15 protein-coding genes are annotated in these 12,802 nt (G+C 67.0%); 9 read left to right on the forward strand and 6 right to left on the reverse strand.

All coding sequences use genetic code 11. From position 1 onward, the window contains the following. Positions 1-130: 130 nt before the first annotated feature. The 9 genes from coxB to SPI01S_RS16000 all read left to right on the forward strand — a co-directional run bounded on the left by coxB (position 131) and on the right by SPI01S_RS16000 (position 7,024). The gene (gene coxB, locus SPI01S_RS15965; protein ID WP_066724724.1) at positions 131-1,240 is read left to right on the forward strand and encodes a cytochrome c oxidase subunit II; all 1,110 of its coding nucleotides are present in this window, start codon (positions 131-133) and stop codon (positions 1,238-1,240) included. Positions 1,241-1,243: 3 nt separating this feature from the next. Next, positions 1,244-2,902: a cytochrome c oxidase subunit I gene (gene ctaD / locus SPI01S_RS15970; RefSeq protein ID WP_066724727.1), complete on the forward strand. Its 1,659-nt coding sequence runs from the start codon at positions 1,244-1,246 to the stop codon at positions 2,900-2,902. A 223-nt stretch (positions 2,903-3,125) separates the two neighbouring features. Next, on the forward strand, positions 3,126-3,413 hold the full coding sequence (locus SPI01S_RS15975; protein WP_066724730.1) for a hypothetical protein: 288 nt from the start codon (positions 3,126-3,128) through the stop codon (positions 3,411-3,413). A gap of 44 nt (positions 3,414-3,457) precedes the next feature. Further along, the gene (locus tag SPI01S_RS15980; protein WP_066724733.1) at positions 3,458-4,363 is read left to right on the forward strand and encodes a heme o synthase; all 906 of its coding nucleotides are present in this window, start codon (positions 3,458-3,460) and stop codon (positions 4,361-4,363) included. Beyond that, positions 4,360-4,530: a cytochrome c oxidase system small membrane protein gene (locus SPI01S_RS22400; RefSeq protein ID WP_157084745.1), complete on the forward strand. Its 171-nt coding sequence runs from the start codon at positions 4,360-4,362 to the stop codon at positions 4,528-4,530. The genes SPI01S_RS15980 and SPI01S_RS22400 overlap by 4 nt, the downstream gene beginning before the upstream one ends. Continuing rightward, positions 4,527-5,066: a cytochrome c oxidase assembly protein gene (locus SPI01S_RS15985; protein WP_066724735.1), complete on the forward strand. Its 540-nt coding sequence runs from the start codon at positions 4,527-4,529 to the stop codon at positions 5,064-5,066. Before SPI01S_RS22400 ends, SPI01S_RS15985 begins: the two co-directional genes overlap by 4 nt. A 36-nt stretch (positions 5,067-5,102) precedes the next feature. Continuing rightward, the gene (locus SPI01S_RS15990) at positions 5,103-5,987 is read left to right on the forward strand and encodes a cytochrome c oxidase subunit 3 (RefSeq protein ID WP_066724737.1); all 885 of its coding nucleotides are present in this window, start codon (positions 5,103-5,105) and stop codon (positions 5,985-5,987) included. Position 5,988: 1 nt separating this feature from the next. Continuing rightward, positions 5,989-6,390, forward strand: coding sequence for a DUF983 domain-containing protein (locus tag SPI01S_RS15995; RefSeq protein ID WP_245653626.1), 402 nt, complete (start codon positions 5,989-5,991; stop codon positions 6,388-6,390). Between the two features lies 1 nt (position 6,391). Then, positions 6,392-7,024 (forward strand): SURF1 family protein, encoded by a 633-nt coding sequence (locus tag SPI01S_RS16000; protein WP_066724739.1) that lies wholly within the window; start codon positions 6,392-6,394, stop codon positions 7,022-7,024. Between the two features lie 737 nt (positions 7,025-7,761). Here SPI01S_RS16000 and trhO read toward each other — a convergent pair. From trhO to sufC, 6 genes are all read right to left on the reverse strand, one after another. Further along, positions 7,762-8,736 carry an oxygen-dependent tRNA uridine(34) hydroxylase TrhO gene (trhO, locus tag SPI01S_RS16010; RefSeq protein WP_066724751.1) on the reverse strand — a complete coding sequence of 325 codons (975 nt, stop codon included), beginning with the start codon at positions 8,734-8,736 and terminating at the stop codon, positions 7,762-7,764. A gap of 208 nt (positions 8,737-8,944) precedes the next feature. Next, positions 8,945-9,304: a HesB/IscA family protein gene (locus SPI01S_RS16015; RefSeq protein WP_066724755.1), complete on the reverse strand. Its 360-nt coding sequence runs from the start codon at positions 9,302-9,304 to the stop codon at positions 8,945-8,947. Next, positions 9,304-9,771, reverse strand: a complete 468-nt coding sequence (locus SPI01S_RS16020; RefSeq protein ID WP_066724758.1) for an SUF system Fe-S cluster assembly protein — start codon at positions 9,769-9,771, stop codon at positions 9,304-9,306. The genes SPI01S_RS16015 and SPI01S_RS16020 overlap by 1 nt, the downstream gene beginning before the upstream one ends. Continuing rightward, a complete protein-coding gene (locus SPI01S_RS16025) occupies positions 9,768-10,973 on the reverse strand; it encodes a cysteine desulfurase (protein ID WP_157084747.1) in 1,206 nt (401 codons plus the stop codon). Before SPI01S_RS16025 ends, SPI01S_RS16020 begins: the two co-directional genes overlap by 4 nt. Positions 10,974-10,975: 2 nt before the next feature. After that, entirely contained in the window at positions 10,976-12,058 is a 1,083-nt protein-coding gene (locus SPI01S_RS16030; protein ID WP_174539118.1) for a SufD family Fe-S cluster assembly protein, read from the reverse strand. Further along, complete coding sequence (gene sufC, locus SPI01S_RS16035) at positions 12,055-12,798, reverse strand: Fe-S cluster assembly ATPase SufC (RefSeq protein WP_066724762.1); 744 nt, start codon at positions 12,796-12,798, stop codon at positions 12,055-12,057. Before sufC ends, SPI01S_RS16030 begins: the two co-directional genes overlap by 4 nt. Between the last annotated feature and the right edge of the window lie 4 nt (positions 12,799-12,802).

Consider the following 12,802-nt stretch of genomic DNA (forward strand, 5'->3'; position numbering starts at 1 on the left):
GTGGCGGGCGCTGCTACCGCAACCGCGCGCGAAAAAGGTTGAGCATGGCCTTTTCCCAGCTATACCTTTGGTTCAAAGGGCCGCTAGGATGCCCCGGTTGTGCGTTCCTGGAGAGGGGTGACAACACCTTATGCGCAGTTTCTTGGTACCGACGATCTTGCTGGCCGCTGGTCTGGCCTTCGCTTCCCCGGGATCGGCGCAACCTGCCGCCCCCGCCCCTGCCGCGTCGCCGGCAGCAGCCGCACCCGCGGCGTCCGCCGCTAAGGTCGCCGATCCGACGCTCGATGCCGCCGGCAAGCCGCTGCATCAGGCTGTACCCGGCGTCGGCGAACCCGTCGACAAGGCCTTTTCGCTCCAGCAGCAGGTGACGCCCACCGGCCAGGAGGCGCACTGGTTCCACAACACGATCCTGCTGCCGCTGATCACGATCATCTCGATCTTCGTGCTGCTGCTGCTGGTGTGGGTGATCATCCGCTACCGCCGCGCCGCCAATCCCACGCCGTCGCGCACCAGCCACAACACCGCGATCGAGATCGTCTGGACGCTGGCGCCGGTGCTGATCCTGGTGGCGATCGCGATCCCCTCGATCAAGCTGCTCGCCGCGCAGTTCAAGCCGGCGCCCAAGGGTGCGGTGACGCTGAAGGCGATCGGCAACCAGTGGTTCTGGTCGTACGAATATCCGGACAACGGCAATATCCAGCTGACCGCCAACATGCTCAAGGAAGAGGGCCAGGTCGGCAAGGACCAGCGCTATCGCACCGACGCCGATGGCCCGCGCCTGCTCGCCACCGATCAGCGCGTGGTGCTGCCGGTCGGCGTGCCGATCCGCCTCGTGACGACGGCGACCGACGTAATCCACAGCTGGGCGATGCCCGCCTTCTGGATCAAGCTCGACGCGATCCCGGGCCGGCTGAACGAGACGAGCTTCATCATCCAGAAGGAAGGCGTCTATTTCGGCCAGTGCTCCGAGCTGTGCGGCGCTCGCCACGCCTTCATGCCGATCGCGGTCGAGGCGGTGAGCCCCGCCAAGTTCGCGCAGTGGGTCGCCTCCAAGGGCGGCACCATGCCGGGCGCCAAGGCCGAGCCGGCCAGCACCACCGCCATGGGCAACGACGCGACCGACGCCACCGCCAACGGCACGACGGAGGCCGGACCCACCGTCGATGCCACCGCCACCCCGGCACCGTCCAACAAGCCTGCGACCGCGAACCCCGCCGGCGCCGGCAACACGGGCAACTGAGCCATGACCGATACCGCGCTCCCCTACACCGCCGCGCACGATCACTCGCACGCGGAGCATGATGCCGATCACAAGCCCGGCTTCTTCGCCCGCTGGTTCATGTCGACCAACCACAAGGACATCGGCACGCTCTACCTGATCTTCGCGATCTTCGCCGGGATCATCGGCGGCGCGATCTCGGGCGTGATGCGCGCCGAGCTGATGCAGCCGGGCATCCAGTATCTGCCCTGGTGGGTCGCTAAGCTGCACGGCGAAGGCACGTTCGACGAGGCAATGCACTTCTGGAACGTGCTGATCACCGCGCACGGCCTGATCATGGTGTTCTTCATGGTGATGCCGGCGATGATCGGCGGCTTCGGCAACTGGTTCGTGCCGATCATGATCGGCGCACCGGACATGGCCTTCCCGCGGATGAACAACATCTCGTTCTGGCTCACCGTGGCGGGCTTCGTGCTGCTGATGCTCTCGCCCTTCGTCGGGGTGGGCGCGGGCACGGGCTGGACGGTCTATGCGCCGCTCTCCACTTATGGCGAGCCGGGGCCGTCGGTCGATTTCGCGATCTTCTCGCTCCACCTCGCGGGCGCGGCGTCGATCCTCGGCGCGATCAACTTCATCACGACGATCTTCAACATGCGCGCACCGGGCATGACGCTGCACAAGATGCCGCTGTTCGCCTGGTCGGTGCTGGTCACCGCCTTCCTGCTGCTGCTGGCGCTGCCGGTGCTCGCCGCGGCGATCACGATGCTGATCACCGATCGCAACTTCGGCACCGCCTTCTATGATCCGCAGTACGGCGGCGATCCGGTGCTCTACCAGCACCTGTTCTGGTTCTTCGGCCACCCCGAAGTCTACATCATGATCCTGCCGGGCTTCGGCATCGTCAGCCACATCATCGCGACGTTCAGCCGCAAGCCGGTGTTCGGCTATCTCGGCATGGCCTATGCGATGGTCGCGATCGGCCTGGTCGGCTTCGTCGTCTGGGCGCACCACATGTTCACCACCGGCCTGCCGGTCACCGTGAAGATGTACTTCACCGCAGCGACGATGGTGATCGCGGTGCCCACCGGCGTGAAGATCTTCTCGTGGATCGCGACGATGTGGGGCGGATCGATCAGCTTCAAGACCCCGATGGTCTGGGCGATCGGCTTCATCTTCATGTTCACCGTCGGCGGCGTGACCGGCGTCGTCCTCGCCAATGGCGGCGTCGACGATTATATGCAGGACACCTATTACGTCGTCGCCCATTTCCACTATGTGCTGTCGCTGGGCGCGGTGTTCAGCCTGTTCGCGGGCTTCTATTACTGGTTCCCGAAGATGACGGGCAAGATGTACAGCGAAGTGCTCGGCCATGTGCACTTCTGGGTGTTCTTCGCCGGCGTGAACCTGCTGTTCTTCCCGATGCACTTCCTGGGCCTGCAGGGCATGCCGCGCCGCATCCCCGACTATACGGACCAATATGCCTATTGGAACCACATGGCGACGGTGGGCTACATGGTGATGGCGGCCGGCATGGCGGTGTTCTTCGTGAACATCATATACTCGCTGCTCGCCGGCAAGAAGGCGGAAGCCAATCCCTGGGGCGAAGGCGCGACCACGCTCGAATGGACGCTGTCGAGCCCCCCGCCCTTCCACCAGTTCGAGACGCTGCCCAAGATCGACTGATCCGGTCCGGGCCGACAAGCGGAAAGCGCTCCGGGGGCACACCTCCGGGGCGTTTTTCTTTACCTGGCGCTGCCGCCGATGGGCGCATCCCGCGCGCGCCCGAAGCGCAGGGGGCACCTTCCGTAAACCTCCTTTGGCTATACCGGATCCGATTTAACGCCTATGCCGGCCCCAACGCTGATGCTGGCGCGTTCAACCTGCGCGGCACCCCTGGAGTACCCCCATGCGCAACTCGCCTTTTTCGGACTGGATGAAGATCGGCATGGACAGCTGGATGCTGAGCATGGAGGCCTCCACCGTAATCGGCCTTCGCATGGCGAAGCTTGCCGCCGGCGGCCCCAACGCGGCGGCGGAAGCGCAGCACATGGTGACCGAGAAGATGCAGGCGGCTTGGGAGCTGCAGGTCGCCGCCGTTACCGGCCGACTCGGCAGCACCCCCGAAGCTCAGGCCAGCAAGACGCTGCGCCATTATCGCCGCAAGGTGCGGGCTAACGCCAAGCGGCTCGGCTGACGGGCCTCTTTCACGCGCCTGAATAGCGCCGTATATCGGGACCGATGATGTCCGTAACCAACGCCAATCCCGCAATGCCCGCCGATTGGCGCGATTTCCTTGCCCTCACCAAACCGCGCGTGATGACGCTCGTCGTGTTCACCGGGCTGTGCGGGATGCTCGCCGCCCCCGTGCCGATCCACCCGGTGCTCGGCTTCACCGCGATCCTGTGCATCGCGTTGGGCGCCGGCGCGGCGGGGGCGCTCAACCAATGGTATGAGTCCGATCTCGACGCCAAGATGAAGCGGACCCAGGGCCGCCCGCTCCCCGCCGGTCGGATGGAGCGGCAGTCGGCGCTGCATTTCGGCGTCGGGCTCGCGGTGTTCAGCCTCGTGCTGATGTATGTCGCGATCAACCTCGTGGCGACGCTGATCCTCGCGGTCTCGATCCTGTTCTATGTGTTCGTCTACACGATCTGGCTCAAGCGCCGGACGCCGCAGAACATCGTCATCGGCGGCGCTGCCGGCGCGTTTCCGCCGCTGATCGGCTGGGCCGCCGCCACCGGCGACGTCGCGACGCTGCCGCTGCTCCTCTTCGCGCTCATCTTCCTGTGGACACCGCCGCATTTCTGGGCGCTCGCGCTGTTCGTGAAGACCGATTACGCCAATGCCGGCGTGCCGATGCTGCCGGTGGTCTCGGGCGAGCGTGCCACCCGCATCCAGATCGGCCTCTACACGCTGCCGATGATCGCCGCCGCCGCCGCGCCGTGGCCGCTGGGGCTGAGCGGCATGGTCTATGGCCTCACCGCCGCGCTGATGTCGGGTATCTTCCTCGCCATGGCGGTGCAGGTCGCCACGCGCCGCTCCGGGGCCGACGACCGTATGATCCCGGAAAAGCGCCTGTTCAAATTCTCGATATTGTACCTTTTCGTGCTATTCGGCGCGCTGGTGATCGACAGGTGGGTGGCATGAACGACTCACGCGGAGAGGATGTACTGCGGATGCCGGCATCGGAGCTGGAGCTGATCCGCGCCCGCCAGCGCGCCCGCGCGCGGGTGATGGCGCTGCTGCTCGGCGGCTTCGTCGTGCTGGTGTTCGCGATCTCGATCGTGAAGATGCAGCTGGGGCATGGCGGATGAGGATCAGCCGCAACCTGCGCGTAGGCCTGATGGGTGCCGTGCTGGTGTGCAGCATGACCGGGCTCGGCTTTGCGGCGGTACCGCTCTACCGCATGTTCTGCGAGGCGACCGGCCTCAACGGCACCACCCAGCGCGGCCTGCGCGCGCCCGGTGCCACCGGCCAGAAGATCACGGTGGCGTTCGACAGCAATGTCAGCCCCAAGCTGCCCTGGAAGTTCGTCCCCGAGCGCCGCGCCGACACGATCGACATCGGCGGCCGCGACATGGCGTTCTTCACCGCCACCAACACCTTCAGCCGCCCGCTCACCGGCACCGCGACGTTCAACGTCACGCCCGCGCAGGTCGGCAAATATTTCACCAAGATCCAGTGCTTCTGCTTCACCCAGCAGACGCTGCAGCCGGGCGAAACCGTGCGCATGCCGGTGATCTTCTTCGTCGATCCGAAAATTCTCAACGATCCCGACGCGCGCGACGTCGAGGAGATCACCTTGTCCTATACATTTTATCCAGTGGATTCACCGAAGACACCGAGCTAGCATCGCGCAAAATAGAGAGAGGATTGGGATACGCCCATGGCTGGAGCAAAGAACCACCAGTACCATATCCTGCCGCCGAGCATCTGGCCGCTACTCGGCTCGCTGGGCGGGCTGATTCTCGCCTCGGGCGCCGTGCTGTGGATGCACAAGATGGCGAACGGCACGCTGGTGCTCACCACCGGCTTCGCCCTGATCCTGCTCACCATGTTCGGCTGGTGGGGCAAGGTGATCCAGGAGGCGCATGCCGGCGATCACACGCCGATCGTCCAGCTCCATCTTCGCTACGGCATGATCCTGTTCATCGCCTCCGAAGTGATGTTCTTCGTCGGCTGGTTCTGGGCCTGGTTCGATTTCTCGCTGTTCCCCTCCACGGTCGAGGCGGTCGGCGGCACCTGGCCGCCCAAGGGCATGGAGGTGCTCGACGCCTGGCAGTTCCCGCTGCTTAACACGCTGATCCTGCTCTGCTCGGGCTGCACCGTCACCTGGGCGCATCACGGGCTGATCCACAACGAGCGCGGCGGCGCGCTGCATGGCCTGTGGGGCCTGATCGGCGTCGGCGAGAACGATACGGTGAAGAAGGGCCTGTGGCTCACCGTGGTGCTGGGCGCGATCTTCAGCTGCCTCCAAGCCTATGAGTATATGGAGGCTCCCTTCCCCTTCAAGGCGGCGAGCGAAGGCGGCTCGAGCTATGGCGGCGCCTTCTTCATGGCGACCGGCTTCCACGGCTTCCACGTGATCGTCGGCACGATCTTCCTCGTGGTGAACCTGGTGCGCGCCTATCGCGGCGACTTCACCCCCCGCCAGCATTTCGGCTTCGAGGCCGCTGCCTGGTACTGGCACTTCGTCGACGTCGTCTGGCTGTTCCTCTTCGCGTCGATCTATGTCTGGGGCGGTTGGGGCGCGCCGGTCCACGCCGGCTGACGTGGCCGATCCGAAACCCGATCCCACCGGGGGCGGCAGCGCTGCGTTGCCGCCCCCGATCGCATCCGGCCTCTATGGCTGCTGCCCCCGCTGCGGCGCCAAGACGCTGTTCCGCAGTTTCCTGGCTTATGCGGATCGCTGTTCGGCCTGCGGGCTGGACTTTTCCGCATTCAACGTGGGCGACGGCCCGGTGGTGTTCCTCACCCTCGGCATCGGCACGCTGGTGACGATCCTCGCGCTGTGGCTGGAGTTCACCTTCTCCCCGCCCGTCTGGCTCCACCTGCTGCTCTGGCCACTGGTTACCCTGGGCATGGTGGTGGGATCGCTGCGGGTGGCGAAGGGGCTGCTGCTCGCGCTGGAATATCGTAACCGCGCCCATGAGGGCCGGATCGCCGAGGACTGACATGCGCCGCGTGCCGCTGCTCCCCACCCTACTCGTCGGCCTCGCGGTGGCGGCGATGATCGCGCTCGGTTTCTGGCAGCTCGACCGGCGGAGCCAGAAGCAGAGCGCGCTGGCGGTGTTCGCGGCGAACACGATGCAGCCGACCGTCACCATCGAGAGCGGCGCGGCCGACGCCTCGCTGTTGTTCCGCCATGCCCGCAGCGCCTGCCAGTCGGTCACCGGCTGGACCCGCCAGGGCGGGCGTGGGGTGAAGGGCATGCAGGGCTGGCGGCAGATCGCCACCTGCCGCACCCATGCCGATGCCACGCTGCTGGTCGACATGGGGGTGACGCGCGATCCCATGTTCCGCCCGCGCTGGCCCGGCGGGGTGGTGAGCGGCACCCTCACCCGCGCGCCCGATCACCGCCCGCTGATCGCGAGCATCTTCGATCCGGCCCCACGGCCGCTGATGCTGGTATCCGACCAGGCCGCGCCGGGGCTGGAGCCGAGCACCCCGCCGGACATCGCCAGCGTGCCGAACAACCACCTCGCCTATGCGGTGCAGTGGTTCCTGTTCGCCGGTGTGGCGGTCATCATCTATGCGCTCGCGCTGCGCCTGCGCGCGCGGGCGGCGCCGCAGCCTCGGGTGGGGTAATGTTCCATTGGCCGACTGGGATCGCCGGTCCGCTTCCGACGACCTAGGCAGGGCACCTTCGCGGCAAGCCTCCAACGACTGAAACTGGGTGGTTAGCGGACATCCTGGCTCGCCAAGGAGACGCTAAAAGCCCAGACAACGGCGCGTACGCTGCCACCACGAGCCACGCCTCACGGGCTTGGATGCCAAGAGCCGCTTCGCTTGCGCCGCGGTGACACCCAACAGAAGCGCGACCTCCTCCGCTGAGATGTCGGGTCGCTCCTTCCGTAGGTCTTCTGCAGTCCACGTCAGCGACGGAGAGAGCGGCTCAAGGAAGACGCAAGGGCGAATGCCCATGGCGTGTCCTGTCTGGAGCACGCGCTCGTAGCTAAGAAACTCGGCCGGCCATTCGCCATTAGTGGAGATGCAGTTGGCCTCATTAACGTTTACACGTCGCAGAAAGTGCTCATCGAAGATGCGTTCTTCTTGAGCGATCATCCAATGCTGCCCGCAGGCCTGACACTGTGAGAGATGTAGCCACCAAGCGTCTCCACCATGATCGACGACATTCTCGACGGTCGCAAACACGCGCTCGTCGAGACCGTCGCCACCCATCGGCACTGCGGCTAAGTCCGGCAGGGATGCGCAACAGCAGGGGCTTGATGCTTCATTCATTGAAGCATGATGCAGTCAGGAACGAACGTCGGCAATTAGGCGTAAGCCGACCAACGCGATGACGCACTTCGGCCGGCGGCACGTCAGCCTTCCCCATCCCCCGCCGGATAGACCTTGCCGACATGCGGCTCGCCCCGCGTCGCGGCCAAGCGCTCCTGCCGGTGGCGTTCGCGGTAGCGTTCGCGGTCCTCGTCGGTCCGTTCGTCATAACAGGCCGCGCAGCTCACCCCCGCCTCGTACCGGGCCGAGCGGCGGTCCTCGACGCTCACCGGCCGACGGCAGGCATGGCAGAGTTCGTAGCTGCCGGGCGCCAGGCCGTGGCCCACCGTCACCCGCTGGTCGAACACGAAGCATTCGCCGTCCCACAGGCTCTTCGCCGCGGGCACCTTTTCCAGATAGTTGAGGATGCCGCCCTTGAGGTGGAACACGTCCTCGATGCCCTCGGACTTGAGGAACGCGGTCGACTTTTCGCAGCGGATGCCGCCGGTGCAGAACATCGCCACCTTGGGCGGCGTCTCGCCCTTGCCCAGCAGTTCCTCGCGGTGGGCGCGGAACCAGTCGGGGAAGTCGCGGAAGCTCTTGGTGTGCGGGTCGATCGCGCCGCGGAAGGTGCCGGCGGCGACCTCGTAATCGTTGCGCGTATCGATCAGAATCGTGTTCGGATCGGCGATCAGCGCGTTCCAGTCCTCGGGCGCGACATAGGTGCCGACGCTGGCGAGCGGATCGATGTCCGGCTGGCCCATCGTCACGATCTCGCGCTTGAGGCGCACCTTCATGCGGTAGAAGGGCTGCTCGGGCGCGCGGGCGTACTTCACGTCAAGGTCGGCGCAGCCCGGCAGCGCGCGGAGTTGGTCGATCACCGCGGCGATCGCTTCATCGCTACCCGCGATCGTGCCGTTCACGCCCTCGCGCGCGAGCAGCAGCGTGCCCTTGACGCCGCGCGAACAGCAGAGCGCCGCCAACGGGCCCTGCAGCGCCGCCGGATCGTCGAACCGGGTGAATTGGTAGAGCGCTGCCACACGGATCGGCAGCGCGGCATCGTCCGCAGTCTGAGTCATTTCGGCAGATCTACCCCAGCCAGCGCGCTTATACCAAGGGTCGTTGACGCGAGCGCCCTCGCCTTCAGCCGTCATCCCGGCGGAAGCCGGGATCCATTCGCCCCTCGGCTGGAGAAAGAGCTGGGGCGGAGACCCCAATGGACCCCGGCTTTCGCCGGGGTGACGATGGGAGGTGGCAGCGCGGACCTCCCATCGATGCGGTCCGGTTTCAGACCATGAAGCTTTCGCCGCAGCCGCAGGTGCCCTTGGCGTTGGGGTTGGTGAACACGAAGCCGGCGGTGAAATCGTCCTCCACCCAGTCCATCGTCGAGCCGATCAGGTAGAGCACCGATCCGCCATCGACGAACAGCGTGCCGCCCGCGGTTTCGATCTTCTCGTCGAACGGCTTGGCTTCACTGACATAGTCGACCGAATAAGCGAGGCCCGAACAGCCCTTGCGCGGGGTGGAGAGCTTGACGCCGACCGTGCCGTCCGGCGCCTTCGCCATCAGCGCGGCGATGCGCGCCTCGGCGGCGGGCGTCAGGAGCAGCGCGGCGGGGCGCTGGCGGGAGGTGGCCGCGGTGGTCATCACAGCATCCCCAGTTCGAGCTTGGCGTCGTCGCTCATCTTCTGCGGGTCCCAGGGCGGATCCCAGACGAGGTTGACCTCGGCCGTCGCGATGCCGGGCACCGCGCTCACGCGAAGCTCGACTTCGCCCGGCATCGATTCGGCGACCGGGCAGTGCGGCGTGGTCAGCGTCATGGTGATCGCGGCATGGCCGTTGGCGGTGATGTCGACGCCATAGATCAGCCCGAGGTCGTAGAGATTGACCGGGATTTCGGGGTCGTAGATTTCCTTGAGCGCGTCGATCACCGCCTCGTACAGCGGCCCGCCCGGCTCACCGGCGGAAGGCGCCTCGACCTTCTGCGAGAGGAAGCCGGAGAGATAGTCGCGCTTGCGCTCGGTGGGTTCCGCAACGGCATCGTCGACGCGCGCCTTGGGCGGCGCTTCGACCGCGTCGACCTCTTCCACCACGATCCTGCGTTCTTCGTTCATCCGAAGATCCTCGTCACTCGTTCGATACCCTTCACGAGCGCGGCCACATCGGCCGGCCCGTTGTACACGCCGAAGCTCGCCCGCGCGGTGGCGGGGACCTCCAGCAACTCCATCAGCGGCTGGGCGCAGTGGTGCCCGGCGCGGATCGCGACATTGCCCTCGTCGAGGATCGTCGCGACGTCGTGCGGGTGCACGCCTTCCACCGCGAAGCTGACGATGCCGGCGCTGTCCGCCGGCCCGAACAGCCGCACGCTGTTGATTCCCGAAAGCGCCGCGCGCGTATTGGTCACCAGCGCGGCCTCGTGGGCATGGATGCGCTCCAGCCCGATGTCGTCGACATAGTCGATCGCCGCATGCAGCCCGACCACGCCGACGATGTGCGGCGTGCCCGCCTCGAACCGGCCCGGCGGCGGGGCATAGGTGGTCCTGGCGAAGCTGACGCGGTCGATCATCGATCCGCCGCCCTGATAGGGGGGCATCGCATCGAGCAGGTCGTACCGGCCCCACAGCACGCCGATGCCGGTCGGGCCGTAGAGCTTGTGGCCGGAGAAGACGTAGAAATCGCAGCCGATTGCGGCGACGTCGACCGGCAGCCGCGCGACCGCCTGGCAACCGTCGATCAGGATCTTCGCACCCACGCCGTGCGCCAGTTCGGTCGCGCGCCTGGCGTCGAGCACCGAGCCGAGCACGTTCGAGACATGGGCGAGTGCTACCAGCTTGTGCCGCTCGGTGAGCATCGCCGCCATCGCATCGAGGTCGATGCGGTGATCTTCGGTCAGCGGCACCACGTCGATTTCCGCGCCGACCTTCTCGGCGGCCATCTGCCAGGGCACGATGTTCGAGTGGTGCTCGAGCGCCGAGAGCAGGATGCGGTCGCCGGCCTTTAGTTGGGTGGCCGCCCAGCACTGCGCGACGAGGTTGATTCCCTCGGTCGCGCCGCGGACGAACACCACCTCTTCGGTGCGGCCGCCGATGAACTTGGCCACCCGCGCCCGCGCTGCCTCGAAGGCGAGCGTCATGTCGGCCGAGCGCTGGTACACGCCGCGATGGACGGTGGCATAGGTCTCGCCATAGCCGCGCGCGATCGCATCGAGCACCGGGCGCGGCTTTTGCGAAGTGGCGGCGGTGTCGAGATACGCCCAGCCGGCCGGGATCGCGGGGAAGTCCGCCAGCACGTCGAGCGGGGCGGCGGTGGTCAGCACGATCACAGCGCCGCCTCCAGCCACCGGGCCGCATCGGCCGCGAAGGCGTCGCGCACCGGCTCCTCGCCGATCCGGGCTAGCGCGTCGGCGACAAAGGCGTGGGTGAGCAGCGCCTTGGCCTGCGCCTCGCCGATGCCGCGGCTCTGGAGGTAGAACAGCGCGTTGCGATCGAGCTCGCCCACCGTCGCGCCGTGCGCGCACTTCACGTCGTCGGCGAAGATTTCGAGTTCGGGCTTGAGGTTCACCGTCGCCGTGCGCTGGAGCAGCAGCCCGCGCAGCGACTGTTCGCCGTCGGTCTGCTGCGCACCGCGCGCGACTTCCACCCGGGCGGCGAGGCTCGCTGCCGACTGGTCAGCGGCTACCGCACGCCAGATCTGGCGCGACGTGCCTTCGATCTGCTCGTGCCGCACCGCGACCGCGGCTTCCTGGCGCTGCGTGCCGCTGGTGAGCAGCGCGCCGCCCATCTCGGCGAACGCGCCCTTGCCGGTGAGCGTCAGCGCGCCGTCGATCCGGCTGCCCATCCCGCCGGCGCCGAGGAAGATCGACACCAGGCTCGCCGCCTCGCCGATTTCCGCCTCGTCGCGGATCGAGACGAAGCCGCCGGTCTGCACCAGCCGCACCGAACGCATCAGCCGCGCGCCCTTGCCGAGCGCGATCGCGGTCAGCCGGTTCGCCCAGCCGGTGCCGGCAAAGGTCTCGACCACCGTCGCCACGGCATCGTCAGCGAGCAGGATGCGCGCCGGCACATGGTTCTCGCCGCCGGTGCCGACATGGACGATCTGGATGCAGGTCGCGGCATGCTCGGGGCCGAGGTGAAGCGCCCAGCCCTCGCCGATCGCCAGGCTGCCGAGCGGATGGTCGGTCGCGGCGATCTGCCGCGTCACTTCCACCGGGCCCGGGCGGCTATGCGCGGGTTCGAACACGCCGTCGACGAAGCACAGGCGCGGGCCGTCAATGTCGAGGAACAGGTCCGCCGGGTCGACGCCGGCGGGCGTCGGCGGCAGGGCTGCGGCGGCGCGCAACGTCGCCATGTCGGCCCAGCGCCATGCCTCCTGGCGCGTCGAAGGGAGGTCGAGCACGGTCACGCCGCCAGCGCTCCATAGCCTTCGCGCTCGAGTTCGTGCGCCAGCTCCGGCCCGCCCGAGCGGACGATGCGGCCATCGGCGAGCACATGGACGAAGTCCGGCTTCACATAGTCGAGCAGGCGCTGATAATGGGTGATCAGCAGCACGGCCTTGTCGGGCGCGCGCATGATCCGGTTGATGCCTTCGCCCACCGCCTTCAGCGCGTCGATGTCGAGGCCGCTGTCGGTCTCGTCGAGAATGGCGAGCTTGGGGTTGAGGATCCCCATCTGCACCATCTCGTTGCGCTTCTTCTCGCCGCCCGAGAAGCCGACATTGACCGGCCGCTTGAGCATTTCCGCATCCATGCCGAGCGCCGCCGCCTGGGCGCGCGCCAGCTTGAGGAACTCCGCACCCGAGAGCGGGGCCTCGCCCCGGTGGCGGCGCTGGGCGTTTGCCGCCTCGCGCAGGAACTGGACGTTCGACACGCCGGGGATCTCGACCGGGTACTGGAAGCCGAGGAACAGGCCGGCGGCGGCGCGCTCGTGCGGCGCCAGTTCCAGCAGATCCTGCCCGTCGAAATCAACGCTGCCGCTGGTGGCCTCATAGCCATTACGACCGCCCAGCACGTAGCCCAGCGTCGATTTGCCGGCGCCGTTCGGCCCCATGATCGCGTGCACTTCGCCCGCGTTCAGCGACAGGGTCAGGCCCTTGAGGATTTCCTTGCCGTCGATTTCGGCGTGCAGGTTCTGGATGTTCAGCATGGGG

It is taken from the genome of Sphingomonas pituitosa NBRC 102491, from assembly GCF_001598435.1.
In the GTDB taxonomy this organism is placed as follows: domain Bacteria; phylum Pseudomonadota; class Alphaproteobacteria; order Sphingomonadales; family Sphingomonadaceae; genus Sphingomonas; species Sphingomonas pituitosa.

What these genes read in the sequence shown, in the direction of transcription:
- sufC (WP_066724762.1), bottom strand. Translation starts at nt 12,798, where the DNA reads ATGCTGAACATCCAGAACCTGCACGCCGAAATCGACGGCAAGGAAATC.
- SPI01S_RS16020 (WP_066724758.1), bottom strand. Translation starts at nt 9,771, where the DNA reads ATGAACGAAGAACGCAGGATCGTGGTGGAAGAGGTCGACGCGGTCGAA.
- SPI01S_RS16000 (WP_066724739.1), top strand. Translation starts at nt 6,392, where the DNA reads ATGCGCCGCGTGCCGCTGCTCCCCACCCTACTCGTCGGCCTCGCGGTG.
- SPI01S_RS15975 (WP_066724730.1), top strand. Translation starts at nt 3,126, where the DNA reads ATGCGCAACTCGCCTTTTTCGGACTGGATGAAGATCGGCATGGACAGC.
- SPI01S_RS22400 (WP_157084745.1), top strand. Translation starts at nt 4,360, where the DNA reads ATGAACGACTCACGCGGAGAGGATGTACTGCGGATGCCGGCATCGGAG.
- trhO (WP_066724751.1), bottom strand. Translation starts at nt 8,736, where the DNA reads ATGACTCAGACTGCGGACGATGCCGCGCTGCCGATCCGTGTGGCAGCG.
- SPI01S_RS15980 (WP_066724733.1), top strand. Translation starts at nt 3,458, where the DNA reads ATGATGTCCGTAACCAACGCCAATCCCGCAATGCCCGCCGATTGGCGC.
- ctaD (WP_066724727.1), top strand. Translation starts at nt 1,244, where the DNA reads ATGACCGATACCGCGCTCCCCTACACCGCCGCGCACGATCACTCGCAC.
- SPI01S_RS15990 (WP_066724737.1), top strand. Translation starts at nt 5,103, where the DNA reads ATGGCTGGAGCAAAGAACCACCAGTACCATATCCTGCCGCCGAGCATC.
- SPI01S_RS15985 (WP_066724735.1), top strand. Translation starts at nt 4,527, where the DNA reads ATGAGGATCAGCCGCAACCTGCGCGTAGGCCTGATGGGTGCCGTGCTG.
- SPI01S_RS16015 (WP_066724755.1), bottom strand. Translation starts at nt 9,304, where the DNA reads ATGACCACCGCGGCCACCTCCCGCCAGCGCCCCGCCGCGCTGCTCCTG.
- coxB (WP_066724724.1), top strand. Translation starts at nt 131, where the DNA reads ATGCGCAGTTTCTTGGTACCGACGATCTTGCTGGCCGCTGGTCTGGCC.